The following is a 25,424-nucleotide window of genomic DNA, read 5'->3' on the forward strand; positions in this document are numbered from 1 at the left end:
AGTTTTTCGGCACGATATCCTATCTTTGACAGATTGCAAAGTCATATTTATGTAAGCTTTTGAATTATTAAAACTTACCGATAAACACAAATACCGATAACTAAAAGACTACGAAATTTATTCACCGCACGCTAGGTTTTTCACATATTTAGTACAAGTTTTTATCAGATATAAAAAAACCCGCTCAATGAGCGGGTTTTTAAAACTTAAAGAGTACTTAATTCAAAGAATTATAGTACGTCTACAGCGTTAAGGTCAGCAAATGCTTTCTCTAGACGAGCAACCATTGAAGCTTGACCAGCACGTAGCCATACGCGTGGATCGTAGTACTTCTTGTTTGGAGCAGCTTCGCCAGTTGGGTTGCCGATTTGACCTTGTAGGAAATCGAAGTTGTCAGCAGAGTACTGACGGATACCGTCCCAAGTTGCCCACTGTGTATCAGTATCGATGTTCATTTTGATAACACCGTAGCCGATAGACTCTTGGATTTCTGCTTCAGAAGAACCAGAACCACCGTGGAATACGAAGTTTAGAGCGTTAGGTGCGATACCGAACTTCTCTGCACAGTATGCTTGAGAGTCACGTAGGATAGTTGGAGTAAGTACAACGTTACCAGCTTGGTAAACACCGTGTACGTTACCGAAAGATGCAGCGATAGTGAAACGTGGGCTAACAGCCATTAGTTTCTCGTAAGCGTATGCTACGTCTTCTGGAGAAGTGTAAAGCTCAGATGCGTCCATATCAGAGTTATCAACGCCGTCTTCTTCACCACCAGTACAACCAAGTTCGATCTCGATTGTCATGTTCATTTTAGCCATGCGCTCTAGGTACTTAGCACATGTTTCGATGTTCTCTTCTAGAGACTCTTCAGAAAGGTCTAGCATGTGAGAAGAGAATAGAGGCTTACCAGTTTGTGCGAAGAACTCTTCACCAGCGTCTAGTAGACCGTCGATCCATGGAAGAAGTTTCTTAGCAGCGTGGTCAGTGTGCAGGATAACTGGAACACCGTAAGCTTCAGCTACAGCGTGTACGTATTTTGCACCAGCTACAGCGCCAAGAACTTGTGCGCCTTGACCTTCAAGTTTAACGCCTTTACCTGCGAAGAATGCAGCGCCGCCGTTAGAGAACTGAACAACTACTGGAGCTTTAACTTTAGCAGCTGCTTCTAGTACTGCGTTTACAGAGTCAGTACCAACAACGTTTACAGCAGGAAGAGCAAATTTGTTTTCTTTTGCTACTTCAAATACTTTCTGTACGTCATCGCCAGAAATCACACCAGGTTTTACAAAATCGAAGATCTTAGACATGGAAATAGTCCTATTTATTCTATCGTTTTAAGATTAAAAAACTTAAGTTTAAAAACTTGCAATCGTTTGCTCACAACTTATGCCATTCTAGCAAAAAAGTGTGATATGCAGCAAACGTTAAAAGGCGAGATTCACATCTCGCCTTTCTAAATCAATTATGCTTTAGCACGCTCTTCAAGCATTGCTACTGCAGGAAGTACTTTACCTTCAACGAATTCAAGGAAAGCGCCACCGCCAGTAGAGATGTAAGAAACGTCAGCTTTGATACCGAACTTATCGATAGCTGCTAGCGTGTCACCACCACCTGCTACAGAGAAACCTGCAGACTCAGCGATTGCTTTAGAGATACCAGCTGTACCCGCTTCGAAGTTCTTGAATTCGAATACGCCTACAGGGCCGTTCCAAAGGATTGTTTTCGCGTTGCCGATGATTTCAGCTAGTGCCGCAGTTGAATCTGGACCAAGGTCGAAGATCATGTCGTCGTCTTGAACTTCAGAAACGTGCTTGATTTCAGCTTCTGCGTTTTCGTCGAATGCTTTAGCACATGCAACGTCAGTTGCTACTGGGATAGCACACTCTTTCATTAGCTTTTGAGCCGTTTCAACTAGGTCAGCTTCGTATAGAGACTTACCTACGTTGTGGCCTTCAGCAGCGATGAATGTGTTCGCGATACCACCACCAACAACAAGCTGGTCAGCAATTTTAGAAAGAGATTCTAGAACGGTTAGTTTAGTAGAAACTTTAGAACCACCAACGATAGCCACTAGTGGGCGAGCTGGGTTGTCCATTGCTTTACCAAGCGCTTCAAGCTCAGCAGCTAGAAGAGGGCCAGCACATGCTACAGGAGCGTAAGTACCAACGCCGTGTGTAGAAGCTTGAGCACGGTGAGCTGTACCGAATGCATCCATTACAAAGATGTCACATAGTGCAGCGTATTGCTTAGAAAGTGCTTCTTCGTTCTTCTTCTCGCCTTTGTTGAAACGAACGTTTTCAAGAACAACAAGTTCACCAGCGTTTAGCTCTAGGCCGTTTACGTAATCTTTAGCTAGTTTAACTTCGCAGTCTAGTGCGTCGTTTAGGTAGTTAACTACAGGAGCTAGAGAGAACTCTTCGTTGTATTCGCCTTCAGTAGGACGACCAAGGTGAGAAGTAACCATTACCTTTGCGCCAGCTTCTAGGCAAAGTTTGATAGTTGGTAGAGATGCAAGGATACGTGCATCTGAAGTTACTTTACCGTCTTTTACTGGTACGTTTAGGTCAGCACGGATAAATACGCGTTTACCTGCAAGTTCCAGGTCAGTCATCTTGATCACAGACATGATTTGTCCTCTCAAATTTAAATAAATATAAAGTTTTGGAAACTCAGCAACCCTGCTAAGCCTATAAATTATTCAACTGGTAATTCTTTCACTACTAATAATATGTGGACTCTTAGTATTTATTTCAAGCTAAAAAATAAATAATCCGCACATTTGCTTCTAGGTCTTACTTCTTGCCTTCAGAAGCTTGCATTGCAAGAACCGTATCCAGCATTCGGTTCGCAAAGCCCCATTCATTATCACACCACACTAGCATTTTAACTAAGTGGCCGTTGCTCACTCGCGTTTGTGAACCATCAACGATTGCGCTATGGGGATCGTGATTAAAGTCGATGGAAACGAGCGGCGCTTCAGTATAGTCAACTATATTGTGTAATGTACACTGGGATGCATTAACAATGGTTTGATTTACGTCATTAACTTTCACATTTGCATTAATTGTGACACTTAAATCCATCGCTGTTACGTTTACCGTCGGCACACGCACAGATATAGCTTCAAATTTGTTGGAAAATTTCGGGAAGATTCTTTCAATACCTTTATGCAACTTGGTATCGACAGGAATGATCGATTGGCTTGCTGCTCGAGTACGACGCAAATCGCTGTGGTACGCATCGATAACTTGTTGATCATTCATTGAAGAGTGAATAGTCGTAATCGTACCGGACTCGATACCAAAGGCGTCATCAAGAACCTTAATGATAGGGACAATACAGTTGGTGGTGCACGAACCATTGGAAACGATTTGGTGGTCCGCTTCGATGGTATCGTGGTTCACACCATAGATAATGGTGTTATCGAGGTCATTGGCACCGGGGTGAGAAAACAGTACCTTTTTCGCCCCTGCAGCAATGTGCGCGAGGCCGTCATCTCGGCAACCATAAACACCGGTACAATCGAGAACGATATCCACCTCAAGGTCACGCCAAGGCAACAGCTCAATATCAGCAAGATGTAAGATACGAATGGTATCAAACTCACCCTTGTCTTCAGCACCAATGCCATGATGGACATAAATGTGCTCTTGATCGTTAGAGATTTTCTTACCGAAGCGGCCGTGACTGGTGTCGTACTGCAATAGGTGAGCCATAGCGTCAGGCTGAGCAAGCTCATTGACCGCTACTACTTTGATTTGTTGGCTTTTGCCACTTTCATAGACAGCGCGCAATACATTACGCCCTATTCGTCCAAATCCATTTATCGCGACTTTTAGCATAGTTCCGTACATCTAACCAAAATTTCGTGCAACAGATGATAACTGAATCCTACCCAAAAGGCATTACTTGAATAACTCAGCTTGTTCATGACAGATTGATCTGTTGCTTATAGAGATGAGTCTAGGAGAAACAAATCCCAGAGACAAAAAACCGAGCTCAGCGCTCGGTTTTTTTATTCATTTCATTGTTAGCACTAAGCTAGCAATCAATGATTAAGCAAGAAGCTCTTTCGCGGTGTTTACTACGTTTTCAGTAGTGAAACCGAACATCTTGAATAGCTCGCCTGCTGGTGCAGATTCGCCGAACGTTGTCATACCGATGATCTTGCCACCGAAACCAACGTACTTGTACCAGAAGTCAGCGATGCCAGCTTCTACTGCGATACGAGCAGTAACGTCAGATGGAAGTACAGACTCACGGTATTCAGCATCTTGCTTGTCGAACGCGTCAGTTGCAGGCATAGATACTACGCGTACTGCTTTACCTTCAGCGGTTAACTGTGCAGCAGCTTCAACAGCAAGCTCAACTTCAGAACCTGTTGCAATGATGATTAGCTCAGGCTTGCCTTCACAATCTTTCAGGATGTAACCACCCTTAGCGATGTTAGCTACTTGCTCAGCATTACGATCTTGTTGTGCAAGGTTTTGACGAGAGAAGATTAAAGATGAAGGACCATCTTTACGCTCAATAGCCAGTTTCCAAGCAACAGCAGACTCAACTTGGTCACATGGGCGCCATGTGCTCATGTTTGGCGTTAGACGTAGAGAAGCGATCTGTTCAACCGGTTGGTGAGTAGGACCATCTTCGCCTAAGCCGATAGAGTCGTGCGTGTAAACTTGGATGTTCTGAACTTTCATCAGAGCAGCCATACGCATTGCGTTACGCGCGTATTCCATGAACATTAGGAACGTTGCGCCGTATGGTACGAAACCACCGTGCAGAGCGATGCCGTTCATGATAGCCGTCATACCGAATTCACGTACACCGTAGTGGATGTAGTTACCAGAGAAGTCAGTTGCTTCAAGAGACTTAGAACCAGACCACATAGTTAGGTTGGAAGGCGCTAGGTCAGCAGAGCCGCCCATGAATTCTGGAAGCATTTGACCAAACGCTTCTAGAGCATTTTGAGATGCTTTACGTGAAGCAATGTTTGCAGGGTTAGCTTGAAGATCAGCAATGATTGCGTTTGCTTTCTCTTCCCATTGTGCTGGAAGTTCACCGTTAGTACGACGTTTGAATTCTGCTGCTAGCTCTGGGTAAGCCGCTGCGTATGCGTCAAACTTAGCATTCCACGCCGCTTCTTTTGCTGCGCCCGCTTCTTTCGCATTCCACTCAGCTGCGATATCTGCTGGGATTTCGAAAGGACCGTGTTCCCAACCAAGTGCTGCTTTAGTTGCTGTAATTTCATCAGCACCTAGTGGAGCGCCATGGCAGTCGTGCGTACCAGCTTTGTTTGGAGAACCAAAACCGATGATAGTTTTAGTACAGATAAGCGTTGGACGAGGGTCTGCTTTAGCTGCTTCGATAGCTGCATTGATTGCTTCCGGATCGTGACCGTCTACTGCTGGGATTACGTGCCAGCCGTATGCTTCAAAACGCTTAGGAGTATCGTCAGAGAACCAACCTTCCACTTCACCATCGATAGAGATACCGTTGTCATCCCAGAAAGCAACTAGCTTACCAAGACCTAGCGTACCAGCTAGTGAACATGCTTCGTGAGAGATACCTTCCATCAGACAGCCATCACCCATGAATGCATAAGTGTAGTGGTCTACGATGTCGTGGCCTTCTTTGTTGAACTGTGCAGCCAGTGCTTTCTCTGCCATTGCCATACCAACAGCGTTAGTGATGCCTTGACCTAGAGGACCCGTCGTTGTCTCGATACCAGGAGCGTAACCGTACTCTGGGTGACCAGGAGTCTTAGAGTGCAGTTGACGGAAGTTTTTCAGATCTTCAATTGAAAGCTCGTAGCCTGCAAGGTGAAGCAGAGAGTAAATCAACATTGAACCATGGCCGTTAGACAGGATAAAACGGTCGCGGTCAGCCCACTCTGGGTTTGCTGGGTTGTGGTTCAAGTGGCCACGCCAAAGAACTTCAGCGATGTCAGCCATACCCATAGGTGCGCCTGGGTGGCCTGAATTTGCTTGTTGAACACCGTCCATGCTAAGTGCGCGGATTGCATTGGCTAGATCTTTACGAGAAGGCATGTCTGCTCCTGGATACATAAGCGATTTAAAAAAGAGATAGTGCTAATGTTTTCATTTTAATTAGCGCGGGTATTCTCTCAAACGACTATTGCGACTGCAAACGTTTTACTGGCATTTTAACGGTCATTTTTCGCAATTTTCGAACATTTACATCACTTGGCAGTGGCTTATCTCAATCGATACGCAAACGATTAGTTATGACATATCATAAAAAAGAGCTTGTAATTCGACCGCTGGAATTTAGAATAGCCGTCTAGATGTAGAAACACCTACAAAATATACTGTATTTAATGGCGCGCTTCCTAGCTTGCGACGCCATAAACTATTTACACCAAAAACTAAAAGTGGAGCTCTCATGGCTAAGCACCTATTCACTTCTGAATCTGTTTCAGAAGGCCATCCAGATAAAATTGCAGACCAAATCTCTGATGCTGTTCTTGATGCCATCTTGGAACAAGATCCAAAAGCACGTGTTGCTTGTGAGACTTACGTTAAAACCGGCATGGTTATGGTTGGCGGTGAAGTAACAACGTCTGCATGGGTTGATATCGAAGAAATCACTCGTGAAACAGTACGTGAAATTGGTTACGTTCATTCTGATATGGGCTTTGACGCTGACTCTTGTGCTGTTCTAAACACAATTGGTAAGCAGTCTCCAGACATCAACCAAGGTGTTGATAAAGAAGACCCTAAAGAGCAAGGCGCAGGCGACCAAGGCATCATGTTTGGTTACGCGACTAACGAAACACCAATCCTAATGCCGGCTCCAATTACTTACTCTCACCTTCTTGTTAAGAAGCAAGCTGAAGTACGTAAGAGCGGTAAACTTGACTTCCTTCGCCCTGATGCGAAATCTCAAGTTACGTTCCAATACGACCAAGGTAAAATCGTTGGTATCGACGCTGTTGTTCTTTCGACTCAACACTGCGATTCAGTAACAACACCGGATCTACGTGAAGCAGTAATGGAAGAGATCATCAAACCAGTACTTCCTGCTGAGTGGATCAACAAAGACACTAACTTCTTCATCAACCCAACAGGCCGTTTCGTAATCGGTGGCCCAATGGGTGACTGTGGTCTAACAGGTCGTAAGATCATCGTTGATACCTACGGCGGCGCAGCTCGTCACGGTGGCGGTGCATTCTCTGGTAAAGATCCATCAAAAGTTGACCGTTCTGCAGCTTACGCGGCTCGTTACGTTGCGAAAAACATCGTTGCTGCTGGCATGGCTGACCGTTGTGAGATTCAACTGTCTTACGCTATCGGTGTTGCTGATCCAACATCTATCATGGTTGAAACGTTTGGTACTGAAAAAGTAGCTCACGAAATTATCATTGAAGCAGTTCGTCAAAACTTCGACCTACGTCCATACGGTCTTCAAGAGATGTTGAACCTTCTTCAGCCTATCTACAAGCAGACTGCTGCATACGGCCACTTCGGTCGTGAAGAGTTCCCTTGGGAAGCGACTGACAAAGCAGCAATCCTTGCGGACTTCGCTGGCCTAAAATAATTTAGCCACTGCGATTTGTCTCTTTAAAGCCCTTACTTCTTAGTAAGGGCTTTATTTTTATGTACTTACCTTACTTTCACTCGCCATTCTCTTCTCTAATGCCCTTCTTTACCGTTAACCACTTAGTATAAAAAACCGCTGATAATTTGTGTTTTCTAACACTACTGACAATAGTTAAGGTAACTCCTAAGAGATCAAGCTCACATTTAACTTAAATTAATTCAGCCTGATAACGCTCGTTAAATGCACGCTAGAACAAAAACTGGGATGACAAAGAGCAATTTAGCTCAACACCATAACTCTCACACAAGCCACATCGATGAGCCTTATGGAATTATAACTAGGACGTTATTTAACTAGGGGGATCTATGCCTCGTACCGCGCACCCATCCGAACTGAACGATAAAAAACACAAGGTCAGCGATAAGGATTACGCTCGCACCATTCCTTGTAACCAAATCAGTATTTCCGCACCCTTTCATTGGTTGTCGCTTGCTCTGCATGACTTAGTAAGAATGCCATTAATCAGCGCATTCTACGGTTTGTGCTTTATGGGAGCGGCAATCGCCATTGTTCAGCTTGTCCAATGGCAAGGAACACACTTGGTCGTAATGCCAAGCCTGATCGTGTACATGCTAATAGGGCCGTTTCTTGCTCTGGGCTTGTATGACGCAGCTTGGGAAAGAGAAAAAGGCCACAACGCAAGCCTACTGCACTCGATGAAAGCCATCACTCGCAACTCCACCCACCAATGGGCCTTTGCGATCGTATTGATGGTTGCGATGATATTCTGGATGCGTATCGCTGCGTTATTGCACGCGCTCTACCCTTCAGTGCAAGGCGCACCACTGGCTGAGTTCGCTCCCTTCTTAATTACGGGTTCTGTGATTGGTTTTGTTATCGCAAGCCTCATATTTAGCATCTCAGCATTTTCAATTCCGTTAATGATGGAGAGACGCGTTGATGTGATGAGTGCGATTTTCACTAGCTTTAATGCCGTGAAATCGAACATCCCTGCAATGGTGGTTTGGGCGAGTATTATTTGTGCCGGTATTTTGGTGGGTTTTGCCACCTACGGCATCGGAATGATCGTCACCATGCCGCTACTTGGCTATGCTACATGGCACGCTTATCACGAGATCATTAAGAAAAAACATCACGTGTAAAGCATCGCTAGATCAACAAGCAATGTTATGATTAGGCCTTGGTTTAAACGCTGAGGCCTTTTATTTGGAGTTAACAACGTTTGTCTTACACCCCGCAACAACACCGAGCAAATAAGAAATTGGCCGAATGCCTAGCTATCGCAAATCAACATTTCTCTCGTGAATTTCCACACCCAACTATCACCTTCAAGTTAAGAGGCAAAGCGGCGGGAAAGGCCTACCTTCAGCTCAACGAAATTAAGCTCAACCACGTACTATTTTCTGAAAATGAAGATGCCTTCATCAACGAGGTTGTGCCACATGAACTCGCACACCTGATCACGCATCAGGTTTTCGGACGTGTTAGGCCTCACGGAAACGAGTGGAAATACGTGATGGAAAAAGTATTCAACGTGCCAGCCAGAACAACTCACAGCTTTGAAATCGCGTCAGTTCAAGGGAAAACCTTTGAATATCGATGTGAGTGCACCACTTACCCATTATCAATCAGACGACACAACAAAGTACTTCGGAATCAATCGACCTACCGCTGCCAATTGTGCCAGCAAACCTTAGCTTTCACGGGAACTCAACTAAGCTAGTGACAGGTTGATTTACTCGGTAGAACAAATCTAATAGAGAGATCTAACATTTGAGTGCTAGACTGATGTTTATCATACTTTTATCAGTCTTTTTCTATGCAAAAACTCACCTTCAAAGCATTTGGCCTACCTATATCTTTTTACTTAACAATAGCATTTGGCCTACTGGTAACCCAAAGCGTTCTCGCCGCACCACCGAGCTCATTTTCCAAAGCAAAAAGAGAAGCGGTGAAGATTTACCTCGACCATCCGACTTCATTTTATTGCGGCTGTGACATTACATGGAAGGACAAAAAGAAAGGCATTCCCGACCTTGATGGCTGTGGCTATCAAGTCCGAAAACAACAAAAGCGGGCGAGTCGAATTGAGTGGGAACACGTGGTTCCAGCTTGGCAATTTGGCCACCAGCGTCAGTGTTGGCAAGATGGTGGGCGCAAGAACTGCACTCGCAATGACAAAATATTCAAATCCATGGAAGCCGACCTTCACAACCTAACTCCGGCCATTGGCGAGGTTAACGGTGATCGCTCCAACTACAACTTCAGTCAGTGGAATGGCATGGATGGTGTGAGCTATGGTCAGTGTGAAATGCAGGTCAACTTCAAGCAGCGTAAAGTTATGCCGCCAGACAGAGCAAAAGGCTCTATCGCGCGTACTTACCTTTACATGAGCCAAGAGTATGGTTTCAAACTATCTAAGCAACAAACCAACCTAATGATGGCGTGGAACAAGCAATTTCCTGTCGACAAGTGGGAATGTACTCGTGATGAGCGAATCTATGCCATCCAAGGTAATCACAACCCATTTGTTTACCCTGCTTGTAAATAACGTCGCTCGTACAATCAACATTCCTAACTATCTCAAACAAGAGTTTCAGAATTGCCCCTGAAACTCTTGCTCTACCCTTGTTTTTTCAACTAAAAGCATCCATGTTAGGCAGAGACAAAATACCCAAATGAACATATTTATAGGTTTACCAGCATGAGAATCCCTCGTATTCATCACCCAGAACGCATTCATCAGTTAGGTTCACTCGCTTTAGGCGAAGATGCCGCGGGTCATGTTGGTCGTGTCCTTCGCATGAAAGAAGGCCAAGAAGTCCTTCTATTTGATGGCAGTGGCGCTGAATTCCCTGCGACGATAGCCGAAGTATCAAAGAAAAATGTCACCGTTAATGTTTCTGAACGCATCGAACGCAGCAGCGAATCTCCGTTAGACTTACATTTAGGCCAAGTGATTTCACGTGGCGACAAAATGGAGTTCACGATTCAGAAATCGGTTGAGCTTGGTGTGAACACCATTACCCCTTTAATTTCAGAGCGCTGTGGCGTTAAGCTTGATACAAAACGCTTCGAGAAAAAACTCGCACAGTGGCAAAAGATTGCTATCGCGGCGTGTGAACAGTGTGGCCGCAATACGGTTCCAGTCATTCGCCCTATCATGCAACTTGAAGAGTGGTGTAGCGAACCGAGTGAAGCATTAAAGCTGAACTTACATCCTCGTGCAAAATACTCAATTAATACCCTTCCAGAACCTATCAGTAAGGTACGCCTATTGATCGGCCCTGAAGGTGGCTTGTCGGCTGAAGAAATCGGCATGACAGAACAATACAAATTTGAAGAGACGCTACTCGGCCCACGTGTACTTCGTACCGAAACAGCAGCTCTAACCGCAATTACTGCCTTACAAGTCCGTTTTGGCGATCTAGGCTAGGAGAAAAAAATGATCAAACTTGGCATCGTAATGGATCCAATTTCATCCATTAACATCAAAAAAGACTCTAGCTTTGCCATGATGCTTGAAGCTCAGCGTCGTGGTTACGAAATCCATTACATGGAAATGGATGATCTACATTTAGATCAAGGCGTAGCCATTGCTGACACTAAGGTTGTTGAACTAAAAGAAGATCCAAACGGTTGGTACGAGTTCAAATCAGAACAGACTATCGCGCTATCCGATTTAGATGCGGTACTAATGCGTAAAGATCCTCCGTTTGATACTGAGTACATCTACGCAACTTACATTCTTGAGCGTGCTGAAGAGAACGGCGCACTGATCGTCAACAAACCACAAAGCCTACGTGACTGTAACGAGAAGTTGTTCACGGCATGGTTCCCTGAACTGACACCGACCACCATCGTGACTCGTAAAGCTGAAAAAATTAAAGCGTTCCGAGAAGAACACGGCGACGTGATTCTAAAACCACTTGATGGCATGGGCGGCGCGTCTATCTTCCGTGTGAAAGAAGGCGATCCAAACGTATCAGTTATTATTGAAACCTTGACCAACCACGGTCAGAACTACGCAATGGCACAAACTTTTGTTCCAGACATCAGCAATGGTGATAAGCGTATTCTTGTGGTTGACGGTGAGCCAATGCCTTACTGTCTAGCGCGTATTCCTGCAAAAGGGGAAACTCGAGGTAACCTTGCTGCTGGCGGTACAGGTGAAGCTCGTCCTCTAAGTGAAACAGACTGGGCTATCGCAAGAGCAGTTGCTCCAGCACTGAAAGAGAAAGGCTTAATCTTTGTTGGGCTTGATGTTATCGGCGACAAGCTGACTGAAATTAACGTGACTAGCCCTACTTGTATCCGTGAAATTGAAGCCGCTTTTGATATTTCAGTTACAGGTAAATTAATGGATGCAATTGAGCGTCGCGTTAACGCTAAATAGCCTAAACTAAAGAAAGCCTTAGCTATTCGAAAACACAGAAATATCTAGGCAAAGAACAATGAGCGGCTTTACGCCGCTCTTTTTCCTTTACTGGGAACACACTGGCAGGAGGCTCTATGAATTTAACGAACCACTTTCTGGTTGCTATGCCCGGAATGAAAGACCCATACTTTCAAAATTCGGTGATTTACCTTTGTGAGCACAATGACGAAGGCGCGATGGGTTTGATGATCAACGCCCCTATTGATGTCACTGTCGGTAGCATGCTTAAGCAAGTTGAGGTTGATTCTGATCAGCCAAAACCCAACCAAGCAAGTCTTGATAAGCCTGTATTGAATGGTGGACCGGTCGCAGAAGACCGTGGGTTTATTTTGCACAAACCTAAAGGCAACTATCAATCCAGTATCAGCATGACGGATCAAATCTCAGTGACAACCTCAAAAGATATCTTGATGGTGTTGGGCACAGAAGATGAGCCGATGAATTATTTAGTCGCACTTGGGTATGCAGGATGGGAACCCGGACAACTGGAAACAGAGCTGACCGAGAACTCATGGTTAACCGTTGAAGCCGATCCGAAGGTCATCTTCGATACACCGATTTCTGACCGCTGGAAAGTCGCTGTACAGATGTTAGGCATTAATGCAGCTCAGCTTTCAGCAGACGCTGGTCACGCCTAGCTCAAATCAACTAAGTAAAATAAACAGACACTCTCAAACACAGATAAATTTGGAAACCCCATGTCACGAACAATTATGGCATTTGACTACGGTACAAAAAGTATCGGTAGTGCGATAGGACAAGAAATCACGGGCACCGCAAGCCCTCTAAAAGCTTTTAAAGCCAAAGATGGCATCCCAAATTGGGACGATATCGAAAAGCAAATTAAGGAGTGGCAGCCGAATCTTATCGTGGTTGGTCTTCCTACCGATCTTCATGGTAAAGATCTAGCCGCGATTACACCAAGGGCGAAGAAGTTTGCCAATCGCCTAAAAGGGCGCTTTGGTGTCGATGTTGAACTGCATGATGAAAGACTTTCTACGACAGAAGCAAGGGCCGACCTTTTTGAAATGGGCGGCTACAAAGCACTAAGTAAAGGTAATGTCGATAACCAGTCTGCAGTCGTCATTTTAGAGAGCTGGTTTGAAGCACAATATTCATAACGAAAATTAAGAGCTCAAAGATTAAACTCCTTTGTGATCCTATAATGATATTACGACGTAATGTCGAAGCAATTCATTATTAGGTAAGTGGGAGTTCACATGAAAATTTTTCTAGCAATCTTCGTAGCTCTAGCAATATCAGCATGCAGTTCGACAAGCTCCAATAATGCAGGTTATATGAATCATACTTCGACTGACGCAGACGTAATCAGCGAGCCTAAGAACAAGAAGCGTTGATAATACAGACGCAGTCGAACGATGAATATGATGAACGCCTGATTTTAACCTAGAATCAAATCAGGCGTTTTTTATCACCCCATATCTATCTTCACACCAGCCAACGCCCCAGTTCCGTAGTCGTCATCACCACGTCTAGTTTTGAGCATTAAGCGCAAGTCATTAGCAGAATCGGCACTGTGGAACGCATCCTCTTCGCTGATCTTGCCTGCTATCACTAAATCATACAAAGCTTGGTCAAAGGTCTGCATACCTATCTCTTTCGATTTAGCCATGGTTGCTTTCAGTTCGTGTAGTTCACCACGACGAATCAAGTCAGAAACACGAGGGCTATTCAGCAGAATCTCGAATACACCATGACGCCCGCTGCCATTCTTGTCGCGAATGAGTTGCTGAGCGACGACACCACGCAGGTTCATCGATAGGTCAAACAAGAACTGTTCTTTCTGCTCTTTCGGCACCAAATGAAGAATACGCTCTAGCGCTTGGTTAGCGTTATTGGCGTGCAAGGTTGCCATACACAAGTGACCCGTTTCAGCAAAGGTCATCGCGTATTCCATGGTCTCACGGCTACGGATTTCGCCAATCAAGATCATGTCTGGTGCTTGGCGTAGCGAGTTCTTAAGCGCGACTTCGTAACTCTCGGTGTCGAGCCCGACCTCACGCTGCGTCACGATGCACTTTTTATGTTCGTGCACAAATTCAATAGGGTCTTCAACCGTCAAGATATGTCCCGAGCGATTGGTGTTGCGATAGCCTGTCATTGCAGCCATTGAGGTCGATTTACCAGAGCCTGTCGCACCAACCACCAGCACAAGTCCGCGCTTAGCTATTGATAGGTCCTGTAGTACATCAGGAAGCTTTAGTTGCTCAAAGGTTGGGATGTTAGTCTCGATACGTCGAATGACCGCTCCAGGTAGCTCTCGCTGAAAGAATGCACTGACACGAAAACGACCAAAGTCACGCACAATCGCAAAATTAGCCTCACGCGTTTGCTGATATTCATCACGTCGGTCTTGTTCCATCATCGCATCAAGTAATTGAGCAACTTGAGCCGCATTCAGCTTCTCTCCTTGGGGGCGTAATTCACCATCCACACGAAAAAGGATTGGCGCATCAACCGTGATATAAAGATCCGATGCCTTTTGAGAAAGCATTCCCTCAAGGATTTGATTCAATTCCATTGTGTCCACCTTGATTAAAACATTGAGGTTTCAATTTCGATCTTTTTCTCGACCTCTTCCGAATCAACCAAGCCCTGCGCCATCAGCTGCTTCGCATTTTGTTCCATGGTCTGCATGCCGTGCGCTGCGCCCGTTTGAATGATCGAGTACATCTGCGCAACCTTATCTTCACGAATCAAGTTTCTGATCGCAGGTGTTGCCATCATGATTTCATGACACGCCACACGACCACCACCAACACGCTTTAGCAGCTTCTGGGCTATCACCGAGCGCAGTGATTCAGACAACATCGAACGAACCATATCTTTATCGCTACCTGGGAACACATCGATAATACGGTCGATCGTTTTAGCCGCAGAACTGGTGTGCAGAGTACCAAAGACCAAGTGACCCGTTTCTGCTGCGGTTAACGCTAAGCTAATCGTCTCTTGGTCACGAAGTTCACCAACCAGAATCACGTCTGGGTCTTCACGTAAGGCACTGCGCAGTGCCGCTTTAAAACTGTGGGTATCACGGTGAACTTCACGCTGGTTGACTAGGCATTTATTATTGGTGTGAACGAATTCAATCGGGTCTTCAATCGTCAGAATATGCTTATTGTGGTTGCGATTTACGTAATCAACCATCGCCGCAAGAGTCGTTGATTTACCAGAGCCAGTTGGACCAGTGACGAGCACTAACCCTTTTTCGTAGTTAGCAATCCTTTCGAAGATCTCAGGTGCACCTAACTGATCTAAAGTCGGGATTTCGACAGGGATAGTTCGAAAGACAGCTGAGCAGCCACGGGCTTGGTTAAACGCATTAACACGAAAGCGACCAACATTGGGTAATTCAAAAGAGAAGTCGACTTCCAGTTTTTCTTCAAACTCGCCGCGTTGTGAATCGCTCATGATCTCAAAAACCAAACGATGCACATCAGCATGACTCAAAGCTGGGATTCCAAGCTTCCTTACTTCACCATCTATACGTACCATTGGAGATACACCCGCAGAAAGATGTAGATCTGACGCGTTATGCTTTACACTAAAATCTAGTAACTCAGTGATATCCATTTATTTTCCCTTAAGTAAAGTCAGCTATGAGTAGTATTCAACAAAATATCGAACAAATCACCTCACAGATTCGTAGTGCTGAGCAAAAGTGCGGACGAGCTCCAGAGTCCGTGCAACTTTTAGCCGTCAGCAAAACTAAACCTATTGATGCGATTCTAGAAGCCGCACTCGGAGGCCAAGTTGCCTTTGGTGAAAACTATGTTCAAGAAGGTGTTGATAAAGTAAAACACTTTTCAGAACAACATTCTAACCTAAATTTAGAGTGGCACTTTATTGGTCCAATTCAGTCCAATAAAACTCGTCCAATTGCGGAAAGCTTCCAATGGGTACATTCCATCGATCGCGATAAGATTGCGCAAAGGCTTAACGATCAACGTCCAAGCGAACTTCCACCTCTACAGGTGTTGATTCAGGTAAACACCAGTGGTGAAGAGTCCAAGTCTGGTACTTCTGAAGAGACAGTTTTTGCACTGGCGGAGTTGATTTCGTCGCTCCCTAACCTCACTTTAAGAGGATTGATGTCAATTCCTGCAAACGTCTCTGACTATCAATCTCAGCTTAATGCATTCTCTCAACTGGCAGAGCTTAAAGATAAGCTCTCCGCGAAGTATTCAGACATTGATACCCTTTCGATGGGGATGAGTGGTGATATGGATGCAGCAGTTGAGGCTGGCAGCACAATGGTTCGTATTGGAACAGCTATTTTCGGCGCTCGTGATTACGCGAAATAGCCGTAGTAAGTAACGACAAGTACAAGTATTGATACCGCTTCGCCTTATCCGCGCAGCGACACGCTCAGGATTTTATATATGGTACATAAGAACATCGCCTTTATTGGGGCGGGAAACATGGTTCGCTCAATTGTAGCTGGCTTAGTTGCTAGTGGTTACCCAGCGCAAAAGATTACTGCGACAGCACCTTCAGAAACCAGAAGGCTGCCGTTAGAACAAGAATACGGCATCAATACCACCAGCGATAATATTGCAGCAGCTGAAAAAGCAGACGTTGTTGTGTTATCCGTGAAGCCACAAATGATGGCTGATGTATGTAAACCCTTACAAGATATCGACTTCAGCAACAAACTGGTTATCTCAATTGCCGCGGGTATTAATGCGAATCGACTTAATGAGATGTTAAACTGCCAACTGAACCTTGTTCGTGTGATGCCAAACACGCCATCACTGCTTGGTAAAGGGATGAGTGGTCTTTATGCCGATGCAACTGTCAGCCAAGATGATAAAGACTTTGCTTCTCAGCTGATGCAAGCTGTTGGTGAAGTAAGTTGGGTTGAACAAGAGTCTGGAATCAACAACATCATTGCGGCGGCGGGTAGCGCTCCGGCTTACTTCTTCCTGTTTATGGAAGCGATGCAAGCTGAAGCAATCAAGCAAGGTTTTGACCAAGAAACCGCTCGTAAGCTAGTGCAGCAGTCTGCATTAGGCGCGGCAGAGATGGTGGTAGCAAACCAAGATACTGAATTATCAACACTGCGTGAACAAGTGACATCCAAAGGCGGCACGACCGCAGAAGCACTACGCACGTTTAACGAACATCAACTATCAGACATCGTAGCAAAAGCCATGCAAGCGGCGGTTGCTCGAGCTGAAGAGATGGAAAAACTGTTTTAGTACCAATCAAGGTAAACAAGCATTTTGCCGCTCTGGTTATATCTAAGCGACAAGTAAATCCGAAAAAGGAAACAATATGAACTCGATGAGCTTTCTGATCTCGACCGTTTTTGATCTTTACATCATGGTTGTGATCTTGCGTATCTGGCTACAAGCATCACGTGCAGATTTCTACAACCCATTCTCACAATTCATCGTAAAAGCGACACAACCGGTTGTTGCCCCACTACGCCGAGTTATTCCATCAATCGGCAGCCTTGATCTAGCGACCGTTGTTTTCGCTTATGTGCTGTGTGTACTTAAGTTCGTTGCTCTAAACCTGATTATCTCTGGCGGCGCTGCCGTTTTCGATATCAGCTTCCTGATCTTTGGTGCACTATCTTTGCTAAAAGCGGCGGGTGGTTTGATCTTCTGGGTTCTACTTATCCGTGCAATCCTTAGCTGGGTAAGCCAAGGTCGTAGTCCAATCGAGTACGTATTCCATCAACTGACTGAACCAATGCTAGTGCCTATCCGCCGTATCCTTCCGGACATGGGTGGTTTCGACCTAAGCGTACTGGTTCTGTTCATTGTTCTGCAATTTGCGAACTTCCTAATGGGCGACATGATTGGCCCTATTTGGTATCAGCTATAATTCAAGTACAAACATCAGGTACTTTGACGATGCCAAAAGCGGTTTGGGCCGAGGAAGACGATATTCTTCTTAGGCTCTATATCCAACCCAAAGCAAGCCGAGACAAAATTGTCGGCTTGCACGGTCAGGAACTGAAAATTGCCATTACTGCACCACCGGTTGATGGCAAAGCCAATGCCCATTTAGCGAAATACCTCGCGAAACAGTTTAAGGTCGCAAAAGGGCAAATTAAGATAGAAAAGGGAGATCTCGGTAGGCACAAGCAAGTTCGAATATGCTCGCCAAGCCAAATCCCAACTGAAGTCAAAGCCATCCTATGATGGCTTTTTGCTATTTATTGGAGTCATTATGCGTTTATGGATAACAGCACTACTCACCGCTCTTGTTGCCTTACCAAGCTCAGCAGGGCAATTTAAGAACATTAAGGATGTCGAGGTTCATTACTCGGCTTTTAATTCCACGTTCTTAACTTCGCAAGTCGCTAAGCAATACAAACTTAAGCGAAATGGATACTCAGCAATCCTCAACATCAGCGTGTTAGACAAGGCTTCTCTAGGCAAGCCTGCGACAACGGCTAAAATTACGGGAACAGCGAAGAACCTCGTTGGAAACACCCGTACTTTGAAGTTTCGAGAAATCAAAGAAGGCGATGCGATTTATTACCTTGCTGAGTTCCCCGTAACTCACGAAGAAAACATCACCTTCGACATCGATGTGAACGCAGGCCTAAAAGGCACTGGTCCACTGCGTTTCACACAGAAATTCTATATAGAAGAGTAAGCTCAAACCTTACTTTTCATTTATTAACTTATTTAGAGCTACATTCCCATGAGTAAGATTGTTTTAGCAACAGGCAACCAAGGTAAAGTTCGCGAGATGGCAGATATTCTGTCTGAGTTTGGTTTTGACGTTGTCGCGCAAAGTGAGTTTAACGTTTCAGAAGTCGCTGAAACGGGAACAACTTTCATTGAAAATGCCATCATCAAAGCTCGCCACGCTGCGAAAGAGACGGGGCTACCAGCCATTGCTGACGATTCTGGCTTAGAAGTTGATTACCTTAATGGTGCACCCGGTATCTATTCAGCGCGTTACTCAGGTGAAGGGGCGACTGATAAGCAAAACATCGAAAAGCTTTTAGATGCTATGCAAGGTGTCGACGTTGAAAAACGTACCGCTCGTTTCCACTGTGTGTTGGTTCTAATACGTCACGAAAACGATCCAACACCATTGGTGTGTCACGGTAAATGGGAAGGTCGTATTCTGACTGAAGAACACGGTGAGAATGGCTTTGGCTACGATCCTGTATTCTTTGTGCCAGAAGATAACTGCGCCTCAGCAGAGCTTGAATCGTCGCGTAAAAAGCAACTATCACACCGTGGTAAAGCCCTCGCGTCATTATTTAAGACTCTCAAAGAGCAAGCTCTGTAATGCACAATACAGCGCTAATTCCACCCGCACTTAGCCTTTATGTCCACATCCCATGGTGTGTACAAAAGTGTCCGTATTGTGATTTTAACTCTCACGCTCTCAAAGCCGAGATCCCAGAAAAAGAGTACATCGATGCACTACTTGAGGATCTCGATACTGACATTGAAAAATATCAGCTCGATGGTATGCCTCGTCCGCTACATTCGATCTTTATTGGTGGCGGAACCCCAAGCCTGTTTTCTCCTGAAGGAATTGGCCGATTGCTACAAGGCATTGAACAGCGTATCCCGTTCAAACCTGAAATAGAAATCACCATGGAAGCCAACCCGGGAACTATCGAAGCTGAGCGTTTTGCTGGTTACCAAAAGGCAGGGGTGAGTCGAATCTCGGTAGGCGTACAAAGTTTTGAGCAAGAGAAACTGGAAAGGCTTGGGCGTATTCATGGTCAAGATGAAGCGGTCAACGCAGCTCACTTAGCGCATAAGATTGGATTAAATAGCTTCAACCTAGATCTAATGCACGGCTTACCGGATCAAAGCATTGATCAGGCCTTGGCTGATCTAGACAAAGCGATCGAGCTCGACCCTCCACATTTGTCTTGGTATCAGCTAACAATAGAACCTAACACCATGTTCTATTACAAAACGCCCAAACTGCCTGACGATGATGACCTTTGGGATATCTTCGACTTGGGTCATAAGAAGCTCGCAGACGCAGGGTATGTGCAGTACGAAATTTCAGGCTACAGCAAGCCGGGATATCAGTGTCAGCATAATCTCAACTACTGGCGCTTTGGTGACTACCTAGGTATTGGCTGTGGCTCTCATGGCAAGCTGAGCTTTGCAGATGGACGTATTGTTCGAACCACTAAGGTTAAACACCCTAGAGGCTACCTAGCAGCGTATCAGAATTTAGTGAAGCCCTATCTGTCAGATGAACTTGAAGTCACTAATGAAGACCGCCCTTTTGAATTTTTCATGAATCGCTTCAGGCTAATGGAAGCGTGTCCAAAACAAGATTTCATCGATACGACTGGGCTTGGCTTCGACTCGATTCAAGAAACGATTGAATGGGCAAAAGAGCTAGGTTACTTGAATGAAACCGACACGCACTGGCAGATCACAGAAAAAGGGAAGCTATTCCTCAACGATTTGCTGGAAGCCTTCATGGCAGAAGAAGACGAATAGCTAGAGATTCGAGAAGTCTTGCGTAAGGGTTGGCTTTAGGGTCAACCCTTTTTTTTATAGCCCTCTCTCGGAGCGAAGCGTTCTATAGGACGAAGTCCGTGCTCGCATCTTTCTCTTAGAAAATAGAACGACCAATTCGCTCTGAAAGCAACTCTAGAGCCTTAGTGCCTGCGAGCGAGTTACCAGAAGGATCAAGCTCTGGCGACCACACTGCGATTGTCATCTCCCCCGGAACAATGGCAATAATACCGCCGCCGACGCCCGATTTTCCTGGCATACCAACACGGTAGGCAAACTCGCCGGCCCCATCGTACAAACCACATGTCGCAAGCAGAGCATTCAACTGCTTGGTTTGGACTGGCGTGATGATCTCTTTCTTGGTTTGAACCGACACGCCTTTGTTTGCCAAGTAGCTGAAGGTTTTTGCCAAATCTACACACGTCATTTTAAGCGCACAGGCATGAAAGTAGTTATTCAGAACAGGGATAACATCATTTTCAAAGTTACCAAATGAACGCATCAAGTAAGCGATAGCCGCATTACGATCGCTGTGCATCATTTCTGAAGCCGCTACCACCTTGTCATACACAATATGAGTATCACCCGATAACTGACGCACAAACTCTAACAAGCGGTGCCTAGGTGCAGACAAGCGGCTTTGTAATAGATCCGCTACGACAATAGCACCCGCGTTGATAAACGGGTTACGGGGAATCCCCTGCTCCATCTCAAGCTGAATCATCGAGTTAAAGGCTTGACCAGAAGGCTCTTTGCCAACACGTTGCCAAATCTCTTCAGGCTTATATAGCACCATAGCTAGCGTAAGGCTCAAGGCTTTAGAGATAGATTGCACAGAAAATGCTTCTTCAGCATCGCCTGCTTTAATCACCTCGCCTTCATTGGTGTATACCGCGATCGCCAGTTTCTGGTTCGATACGCGAGCCAATGCAGGGATATAATCGGCAACCTTTCCCTGACCAATTAGGGGACGAACTTCGTCTAAAATCTCGGCCAAAATAGCTTGAGTTGGTTTCATGTGTGCTTACTTCTATATTGTTATTTTTGTAGGGTTCTAACATTACTTTCTGTCCTTAAACCTTTATTGCAATAAAAGCCTAAGGACAAAAAAGCCAACATTACAATAATGTTGGCTTTAATCAATCCCACAAAGTGTAAGGTTTAACCTAAAGCAGGTTTACCTTCACTTGTTGTGCTCGAGAATTACTTAGTACGCTTGTACTTAATATCCCAAACACCATGACCAAGACGGTGGCCACGAGCTTCAAATTTAGTCAGTGGACGCTCATCTGGGCGAGGAATGTAATCACCATCTTCAGCGATATTCTCGAAGCCTGGAGCAACGTTCATCACTTCAATCATGTGCTCTGCGTAGTTTTCCCAGTCTGTTGCCATGTGGAAAATACCAGTATCAAGTTGAAGCTTACCGCGAACCATTTCTGCAAACTCAGCCTTAACGATACGACGTTTGTGGTGACGAGCTTTATGCCATGGGTCAGGGAAGAACAGTTGCAGTGTATGCAGGCTGCTATCTGGAATCATGTGTTCAAATACTTCTACTGCATCGTGACACATTACACGCAGGTTAGTTACGCCAGCATCACGCGCTGTACCTAAACAAGCACCAACACCTGGGCTGTGAACTTCAATACCTAAGAAGTTTTTCTCAGGTGCGTTCTTTGCCATTTCAACCAGTGATGCACCCATACCGAAGCCAATTTCTAGTACAACTGGGTTATCGTTGCCAAATACTTCTTTCCAGTTAAGAAGCTCTGGGTTGTAGTCGATACCCATTGTTGGCCAACATTCATTCATCGCGTTTTCTTGGCCTTTTGTTAAGCGGCCTTCGCGGCGAACAAAACTACGGATCTTACGAACCAGTTTGCCGTCTTCAGTATATTCGTTAGTGGTCACTTCACTCATTGATTTTTGCCTGCACATTGATTAATCAAAGCGGGGATTATCCAAAGAATTGCCTTCGGTGCAAGTCTTTCCGTGGATAAATTCCCACACAATTTGTCTGTTTTACATCCAACGTTAAGTGTGGTGCAATTTCGCTTCTAATAATAGCAAAGCATAGAGCATGTCGTGACTCCTTTCGCAACCGCCATATTAAAGTGGTATGACGCCTACGGGCGTAAAGAATTACCTTGGCAACAAAACAAAACCGCCTACACCGTTTGGCTATCTGAAATCATGCTTCAGCAGACTCAAGTCGCCACGGTGATTCCATACTACCAACGATTCTTAGAACGCTTTCCAACGGTTATCGACCTAGCGAACGCCGAACAAGATGAGGTTCTGCACTTATGGACAGGGCTTGGTTACTACGCACGAGCTCGCAATCTACATAAAGCAGCCAAGATCGTTGCTGAGCAATATGGTGGTGAATTTCCGCTTTCTATCGAAGAGATGAACGCGCTACCGGGGATTGGTCGCTCAACAGCAGCAGCCGTCTTATCATCGGTTCATAAACTTCCTCATGCGATTCTTGATGGCAATGTAAAACGAACGCTTGCGAGAAGTTTTGCCGTTGAAGGTTGGCCGGGGCAAAAGAAAGTCGAAAACCAGCTTTGGGAACACGCCGAAGCACATACTCCGAACAAAGATGTCGATAAGTACAACCAAGCAATGATGGACATGGGTGCCATGGTTTGTACCCGTAGCAAGCCTAAGTGCACCTTGTGCCCGATTGAAAGCATGTGTGAGGCCAAGAAGCTCGATAGACAGCTCGACTTCCCTGGCAAAAAGCCTAAGAAAGAAAAGCCAGTAAAAGACACATGGTTTGTGATTCTGTATCACGACAACCAAGTGTGGCTCGAACAGCGCCCTCAATCTGGTATCTGGGGCGGATTGTTTTGTTTCCCTCAAAATGAAAACGCAGAGATCGAACATCAACTAGATCTTCGTTCGATCAAAGACACTCAAGCCAATTCGATCAAGACCATGATTGCGTTTAGACACACTTTCAGCCACTACCACTTAGATATCACGCCAGTATTAGTGAAATTAGATAAACAACCAGATTTGATAATGGAAGGGGCTAAAGGTCTCTGGTATAACTTATCAAAACCGGAAGAAATTGGCCTAGCCGCTCCTGTAAAGCAGCTTATTGAGAGCCTACCCTTTGAACTGAACGACGACGTTTGAATCAACGAACGCGATAAGAGGAACCACTATGAGCCGCACTGTATTTTGTGCTCGCCTTCAAAAAGATGCTGAAGGCCTAGATTTTCAACTTTACCCAGGTGACTTAGGTAAGCGTATCTTTGACAACGTGTCTAAAGAAGCTTGGGGACAATGGCAAAGCAAGCAAACTATGCTTATCAATGAAAAGAAGCTAAACATGATGGATCCTGAGCATCGTAAACTTCTTGAAACTGAGATGGTTAACTTCCTTTTTGAAGGTAAAGATGTCGTAATTGATGGCTATACTCCACCAAGCGAATAAGACATTTATTTAAGCAATTTTTAATGACATCATGGTTAACGCTGCGATGTCATTTTTGTATGAGGAACTATGAAAAAGCTAAGTTACTTCCTAACAGCCATGTTATTAACTGGCTGCAGCCGTGAATTTGTCGAAAGCATTTATGATGTCAATTACGAGCCAACCAACCGGTTTGTGAAGAATTTAGCTGAGCTACCCGGACAATTTGAAAAAGATACCGGGGCGCTAGATTCATTAATAGATAGCTTTTCAGGCAACATTCAAAAACGTTGGGGTAGCAGTGAAATCAAGATAGCAGGTAAGAGTAACTATGTGAAATACATAGATAATTACTTAAGTCGTTCAGAAGTGAATTTTAGCCAAGGCCTGATAACGGTGGAAACGGTTTCCTCTACCGAACCGAAAAAACACCTCAAAAATGCGATCATGACGACCCTTTTGACGCCAGATGATCCGGCGCATGTCGATCTATTCTCTTCTAAAAGCATCAAGCTAGAAGGCAAACCTTTCCTCTATAATCAGGTCGTAGACCAAGAAAAAAAGCCCATTCAATGGACTTGGCGAGCGAACCAGTTTGCGGATTACCTGATCGCGAATAACCTAAAAACCAAAGAAGTCGACTTTAAAAAAGCCTACTACGTTGAAATCCCAATGGTGGCCGACCACGCTAGCCAGCGTAGTTATCAATATGCCGACATCGTTCGACGAGCGTCTCAGCGTTATGACATCCCTGAAGATTTAATCTACGCTATCATCAAGACAGAGAGTAGCTTCAACCCGTACGCCGTAAGCTGGGCTAATGCTTATGGTCTTATGCAGGTGGTACCTAAAACCGCTGGTCGAGATGTATTTGAACACGTCAAAAAGAAACCTGGTGAACCAAGCCCTGAGTACTTATTCAATCCAGAAAACAACATTGATGCTGGCACCGCATACTTTTACATCCTTAAAAATCGTTATTTGAAAGACGTAAAAAACCCATTAACGCTTGAATACAGTATGATTTCAGCCTATAACGGCGGTACTGGTGGCGTACTCAATACCTTCAGTAAGGACAGAAAGCGAGCAATGCAAGACTTAAACTCGCTGCAACCGAGCCAAGCCTACTGGGCGCTTACCAAGAAGCATCCAAATAAAGAGTCGCGCCGATACCTCGAAAAAGTAACGCAATTCAAAAAAGAATTTAACCAAGGTAAAACATAACCCTCACTTTTGAATAAAAAAACAACGAACGAACGGTTTTTTTAATTATTTTCAAAAAAGGAGTTGACGGTTATGCAGAAAATCCGTTTAATAGCGCTCCGTTGCCCGGATAGCTCAGTCGGTAGAGCAGAGGATTGAAAATCCTCGTGTCGGTGGTTCGATTCCGCCTCCGGGCACCACAATTTGATTTGTTGGTGTCAACACTCTTTAACAGGGAGTAACAACACGGACAAAAGCATAAAGAATTTAGTGTGCCGAC

The 25,424-nt window shown here is 45.0% G+C and carries 27 protein-coding genes and 1 tRNA gene; 20 read left to right on the forward strand and 8 right to left on the reverse strand.

Annotated features, from left to right (window positions below):
- Positions 1 to 230: 230 nt before the first annotated feature.
- The 4 genes from fbaA to tkt form a co-directional block, all read right to left on the reverse strand.
- Positions 231 to 1,307 carry a class II fructose-bisphosphate aldolase gene (fbaA, locus tag AB4371_RS05045; RefSeq protein ID WP_010435694.1) on the reverse strand — a complete coding sequence of 359 codons (1,077 nt, stop codon included), beginning with the start codon at positions 1,305 to 1,307 and terminating at the stop codon, positions 231 to 233.
- Between the two features lie 155 nt (positions 1,308 to 1,462).
- Positions 1,463 to 2,626: a phosphoglycerate kinase gene (locus AB4371_RS05050; RefSeq protein ID WP_017059064.1), complete on the reverse strand. Its 1,164-nt coding sequence runs from the start codon at positions 2,624 to 2,626 to the stop codon at positions 1,463 to 1,465.
- Between the two features lie 166 nt (positions 2,627 to 2,792).
- Positions 2,793 to 3,842, reverse strand: coding sequence for an erythrose-4-phosphate dehydrogenase (gene epd / locus AB4371_RS05055; RefSeq protein ID WP_032545627.1), 1,050 nt, complete (start codon positions 3,840 to 3,842; stop codon positions 2,793 to 2,795).
- A 213-nt stretch (positions 3,843 to 4,055) separates the two neighbouring features.
- The gene (gene tkt, locus AB4371_RS05060; protein ID WP_102394120.1) at positions 4,056 to 6,050 is read right to left on the reverse strand and encodes a transketolase; all 1,995 of its coding nucleotides are present in this window, start codon (positions 6,048 to 6,050) and stop codon (positions 4,056 to 4,058) included.
- 355 nt (positions 6,051 to 6,405) lie between these two features.
- Here tkt and metK point away from each other — a divergent pair, with 355 nt between their 5' ends.
- From metK to AB4371_RS05105, 9 genes are all read left to right on the forward strand, one after another.
- Positions 6,406 to 7,560, forward strand: a complete 1,155-nt coding sequence (gene metK / locus AB4371_RS05065) for a methionine adenosyltransferase (protein WP_017062234.1) — start codon at positions 6,406 to 6,408, stop codon at positions 7,558 to 7,560.
- Between the two features lie 368 nt (positions 7,561 to 7,928).
- Entirely contained in the window at positions 7,929 to 8,726 is a 798-nt protein-coding gene (locus AB4371_RS05070; RefSeq protein ID WP_017062235.1) for a DUF2189 domain-containing protein, read from the forward strand.
- An 80-nt stretch (positions 8,727 to 8,806) separates the two neighbouring features.
- Positions 8,807 to 9,307, forward strand: coding sequence for a SprT family zinc-dependent metalloprotease (locus AB4371_RS05075; RefSeq protein WP_017062236.1), 501 nt, complete (start codon positions 8,807 to 8,809; stop codon positions 9,305 to 9,307).
- Between the two features lie 96 nt (positions 9,308 to 9,403).
- Positions 9,404 to 10,135 (forward strand): endonuclease, encoded by a 732-nt coding sequence (locus AB4371_RS05080; RefSeq protein WP_372149174.1) that lies wholly within the window; start codon positions 9,404 to 9,406, stop codon positions 10,133 to 10,135.
- A gap of 153 nt (positions 10,136 to 10,288) precedes the next feature.
- Positions 10,289 to 11,020: a 16S rRNA (uracil(1498)-N(3))-methyltransferase gene (rsmE, locus tag AB4371_RS05085; protein WP_017062238.1), complete on the forward strand. Its 732-nt coding sequence runs from the start codon at positions 10,289 to 10,291 to the stop codon at positions 11,018 to 11,020.
- Between the two features lie 9 nt (positions 11,021 to 11,029).
- Complete coding sequence (gshB, locus tag AB4371_RS05090) at positions 11,030 to 11,980, forward strand: glutathione synthase (protein ID WP_004735482.1); 951 nt, start codon at positions 11,030 to 11,032, stop codon at positions 11,978 to 11,980.
- A gap of 116 nt (positions 11,981 to 12,096) precedes the next feature.
- Positions 12,097 to 12,660 carry a YqgE/AlgH family protein gene (locus AB4371_RS05095; protein WP_017062239.1) on the forward strand — a complete coding sequence of 188 codons (564 nt, stop codon included), beginning with the start codon at positions 12,097 to 12,099 and terminating at the stop codon, positions 12,658 to 12,660.
- Positions 12,661 to 12,720: 60 nt separating this feature from the next.
- Positions 12,721 to 13,143, forward strand: coding sequence for a Holliday junction resolvase RuvX (ruvX, locus tag AB4371_RS05100; protein ID WP_004735480.1), 423 nt, complete (start codon positions 12,721 to 12,723; stop codon positions 13,141 to 13,143).
- Between the two features lie 99 nt (positions 13,144 to 13,242).
- Positions 13,243 to 13,380, forward strand: coding sequence for a hypothetical protein (locus AB4371_RS05105; protein ID WP_170791814.1), 138 nt, complete (start codon positions 13,243 to 13,245; stop codon positions 13,378 to 13,380).
- Positions 13,381 to 13,454: 74 nt separating this feature from the next.
- Here AB4371_RS05105 and AB4371_RS05110 read toward each other — a convergent pair whose 3' ends face one another.
- Together AB4371_RS05110 and AB4371_RS05115 are read right to left on the reverse strand one after the other, a co-directional pair.
- Positions 13,455 to 14,564: a PilT/PilU family type 4a pilus ATPase gene (locus AB4371_RS05110; protein WP_017062241.1), complete on the reverse strand. Its 1,110-nt coding sequence runs from the start codon at positions 14,562 to 14,564 to the stop codon at positions 13,455 to 13,457.
- A gap of 14 nt (positions 14,565 to 14,578) precedes the next feature.
- Positions 14,579 to 15,616 (reverse strand): type IV pilus twitching motility protein PilT, encoded by a 1,038-nt coding sequence (locus AB4371_RS05115; RefSeq protein ID WP_017062242.1) that lies wholly within the window; start codon positions 15,614 to 15,616, stop codon positions 14,579 to 14,581.
- 26 nt (positions 15,617 to 15,642) lie between these two features.
- On the opposite strand from AB4371_RS05115, the gene AB4371_RS05120 reads away from it, so the two are divergent.
- The 7 genes from AB4371_RS05120 (at position 15,643) to hemW (ending at position 20,493) form a co-directional block, all read left to right on the forward strand.
- On the forward strand, positions 15,643 to 16,347 hold the full coding sequence (locus tag AB4371_RS05120; RefSeq protein ID WP_372149176.1) for a YggS family pyridoxal phosphate-dependent enzyme: 705 nt from the start codon (positions 15,643 to 15,645) through the stop codon (positions 16,345 to 16,347).
- A gap of 78 nt (positions 16,348 to 16,425) precedes the next feature.
- The gene (gene proC / locus AB4371_RS05125) at positions 16,426 to 17,244 is read left to right on the forward strand and encodes a pyrroline-5-carboxylate reductase (RefSeq protein ID WP_017063196.1); all 819 of its coding nucleotides are present in this window, start codon (positions 16,426 to 16,428) and stop codon (positions 17,242 to 17,244) included.
- Positions 17,245 to 17,320: 76 nt separating this feature from the next.
- Entirely contained in the window at positions 17,321 to 17,878 is a 558-nt protein-coding gene (locus AB4371_RS05130; protein WP_017067798.1) for a YggT family protein, read from the forward strand.
- Between the two features lie 29 nt (positions 17,879 to 17,907).
- Entirely contained in the window at positions 17,908 to 18,198 is a 291-nt protein-coding gene (yggU, locus tag AB4371_RS05135; protein WP_017067797.1) for a DUF167 family protein YggU, read from the forward strand.
- A gap of 28 nt (positions 18,199 to 18,226) precedes the next feature.
- Positions 18,227 to 18,658, forward strand: coding sequence for a DUF4426 domain-containing protein (locus AB4371_RS05140; RefSeq protein WP_017062246.1), 432 nt, complete (start codon positions 18,227 to 18,229; stop codon positions 18,656 to 18,658).
- Between the two features lie 48 nt (positions 18,659 to 18,706).
- Entirely contained in the window at positions 18,707 to 19,306 is a 600-nt protein-coding gene (locus AB4371_RS05145; protein ID WP_010435646.1) for an XTP/dITP diphosphatase, read from the forward strand.
- The gene (gene hemW, locus AB4371_RS05150) at positions 19,306 to 20,493 is read left to right on the forward strand and encodes a radical SAM family heme chaperone HemW (protein WP_372149178.1); all 1,188 of its coding nucleotides are present in this window, start codon (positions 19,306 to 19,308) and stop codon (positions 20,491 to 20,493) included. Before AB4371_RS05145 ends, hemW begins: the two co-directional genes overlap by 1 nt.
- Before the next feature lie 115 nt (positions 20,494 to 20,608).
- Here hemW and glsB read toward each other — a convergent pair whose 3' ends face one another.
- Both glsB and trmB read right to left on the reverse strand, forming a co-directional pair.
- Positions 20,609 to 21,529 (reverse strand): glutaminase B, encoded by a 921-nt coding sequence (glsB, locus tag AB4371_RS05155; protein WP_048605849.1) that lies wholly within the window; start codon positions 21,527 to 21,529, stop codon positions 20,609 to 20,611.
- 185 nt (positions 21,530 to 21,714) lie between these two features.
- The gene (trmB, locus tag AB4371_RS05160; protein ID WP_010435641.1) at positions 21,715 to 22,434 is read right to left on the reverse strand and encodes a tRNA (guanosine(46)-N7)-methyltransferase TrmB; all 720 of its coding nucleotides are present in this window, start codon (positions 22,432 to 22,434) and stop codon (positions 21,715 to 21,717) included.
- A 165-nt stretch (positions 22,435 to 22,599) separates the two neighbouring features.
- Here trmB and mutY point away from each other — a divergent pair, with 165 nt between their 5' ends.
- From mutY to AB4371_RS05180, 4 genes are all read left to right on the forward strand, one after another.
- A complete protein-coding gene (gene mutY, locus AB4371_RS05165; protein WP_372149182.1) occupies positions 22,600 to 23,661 on the forward strand; it encodes an A/G-specific adenine glycosylase in 1,062 nt (353 codons plus the stop codon).
- A gap of 28 nt (positions 23,662 to 23,689) precedes the next feature.
- Positions 23,690 to 23,962, forward strand: coding sequence for an oxidative damage protection protein (locus tag AB4371_RS05170; protein WP_010435637.1), 273 nt, complete (start codon positions 23,690 to 23,692; stop codon positions 23,960 to 23,962).
- A gap of 69 nt (positions 23,963 to 24,031) precedes the next feature.
- Positions 24,032 to 25,165, forward strand: coding sequence for a membrane-bound lytic murein transglycosylase MltC (mltC, locus tag AB4371_RS05175; protein WP_017063191.1), 1,134 nt, complete (start codon positions 24,032 to 24,034; stop codon positions 25,163 to 25,165).
- Between the two features lie 103 nt (positions 25,166 to 25,268).
- Positions 25,269 to 25,344: transfer RNA gene (locus AB4371_RS05180), tRNA-Phe, on the forward strand.
- The last annotated feature ends 80 nt before the right edge of the window (positions 25,345 to 25,424 follow it).

Origin of the sequence: Vibrio sp. 10N.261.51.A3, from assembly GCF_041471965.1 — a bacterium.
Lineage (GTDB): Bacteria > Pseudomonadota > Gammaproteobacteria > Enterobacterales > Vibrionaceae > Vibrio > Vibrio crassostreae_C.

Bases quoted from the DNA above. Each gene is read 5' to 3' on its own strand.
- proC (WP_017063196.1), top strand. From the start codon at position 16,426: ATGGTACATAAGAACATCGCCTTTATTGGGGCGGGAAACATGGTTCGC.
- mltC (WP_017063191.1), top strand. From the start codon at position 24,032: ATGAAAAAGCTAAGTTACTTCCTAACAGCCATGTTATTAACTGGCTGC.
- AB4371_RS05170 (WP_010435637.1), top strand. From the start codon at position 23,690: ATGAGCCGCACTGTATTTTGTGCTCGCCTTCAAAAAGATGCTGAAGGC.
- AB4371_RS05095 (WP_017062239.1), top strand. From the start codon at position 12,097: ATGAATTTAACGAACCACTTTCTGGTTGCTATGCCCGGAATGAAAGAC.
- tkt (WP_102394120.1), bottom strand. From the start codon at position 6,050: ATGCCTTCTCGTAAAGATCTAGCCAATGCAATCCGCGCACTTAGCATG.
- epd (WP_032545627.1), bottom strand. From the start codon at position 3,842: ATGCTAAAAGTCGCGATAAATGGATTTGGACGAATAGGGCGTAATGTA.
- fbaA (WP_010435694.1), bottom strand. From the start codon at position 1,307: ATGTCTAAGATCTTCGATTTTGTAAAACCTGGTGTGATTTCTGGCGAT.
- AB4371_RS05145 (WP_010435646.1), top strand. From the start codon at position 18,707: ATGAGTAAGATTGTTTTAGCAACAGGCAACCAAGGTAAAGTTCGCGAG.
- AB4371_RS05140 (WP_017062246.1), top strand. From the start codon at position 18,227: ATGCGTTTATGGATAACAGCACTACTCACCGCTCTTGTTGCCTTACCA.
- AB4371_RS05080 (WP_372149174.1), top strand. From the start codon at position 9,404: ATGCAAAAACTCACCTTCAAAGCATTTGGCCTACCTATATCTTTTTAC.
- AB4371_RS05130 (WP_017067798.1), top strand. From the start codon at position 17,321: ATGAACTCGATGAGCTTTCTGATCTCGACCGTTTTTGATCTTTACATC.
- AB4371_RS05070 (WP_017062235.1), top strand. From the start codon at position 7,929: ATGCCTCGTACCGCGCACCCATCCGAACTGAACGATAAAAAACACAAG.
- AB4371_RS05115 (WP_017062242.1), bottom strand. From the start codon at position 15,616: ATGGATATCACTGAGTTACTAGATTTTAGTGTAAAGCATAACGCGTCA.
- glsB (WP_048605849.1), bottom strand. From the start codon at position 21,529: ATGAAACCAACTCAAGCTATTTTGGCCGAGATTTTAGACGAAGTTCGT.
- AB4371_RS05120 (WP_372149176.1), top strand. From the start codon at position 15,643: ATGAGTAGTATTCAACAAAATATCGAACAAATCACCTCACAGATTCGT.
- hemW (WP_372149178.1), top strand. From the start codon at position 19,306: ATGCACAATACAGCGCTAATTCCACCCGCACTTAGCCTTTATGTCCAC.
- trmB (WP_010435641.1), bottom strand. From the start codon at position 22,434: ATGAGTGAAGTGACCACTAACGAATATACTGAAGACGGCAAACTGGTT.
- AB4371_RS05050 (WP_017059064.1), bottom strand. From the start codon at position 2,626: ATGTCTGTGATCAAGATGACTGACCTGGAACTTGCAGGTAAACGCGTA.
- ruvX (WP_004735480.1), top strand. From the start codon at position 12,721: ATGTCACGAACAATTATGGCATTTGACTACGGTACAAAAAGTATCGGT.
- AB4371_RS05105 (WP_170791814.1), top strand. From the start codon at position 13,243: ATGAAAATTTTTCTAGCAATCTTCGTAGCTCTAGCAATATCAGCATGC.
- metK (WP_017062234.1), top strand. From the start codon at position 6,406: ATGGCTAAGCACCTATTCACTTCTGAATCTGTTTCAGAAGGCCATCCA.
- gshB (WP_004735482.1), top strand. From the start codon at position 11,030: ATGATCAAACTTGGCATCGTAATGGATCCAATTTCATCCATTAACATC.
- AB4371_RS05110 (WP_017062241.1), bottom strand. From the start codon at position 14,564: ATGGAATTGAATCAAATCCTTGAGGGAATGCTTTCTCAAAAGGCATCG.
- rsmE (WP_017062238.1), top strand. From the start codon at position 10,289: ATGAGAATCCCTCGTATTCATCACCCAGAACGCATTCATCAGTTAGGT.
- yggU (WP_017067797.1), top strand. From the start codon at position 17,908: ATGCCAAAAGCGGTTTGGGCCGAGGAAGACGATATTCTTCTTAGGCTC.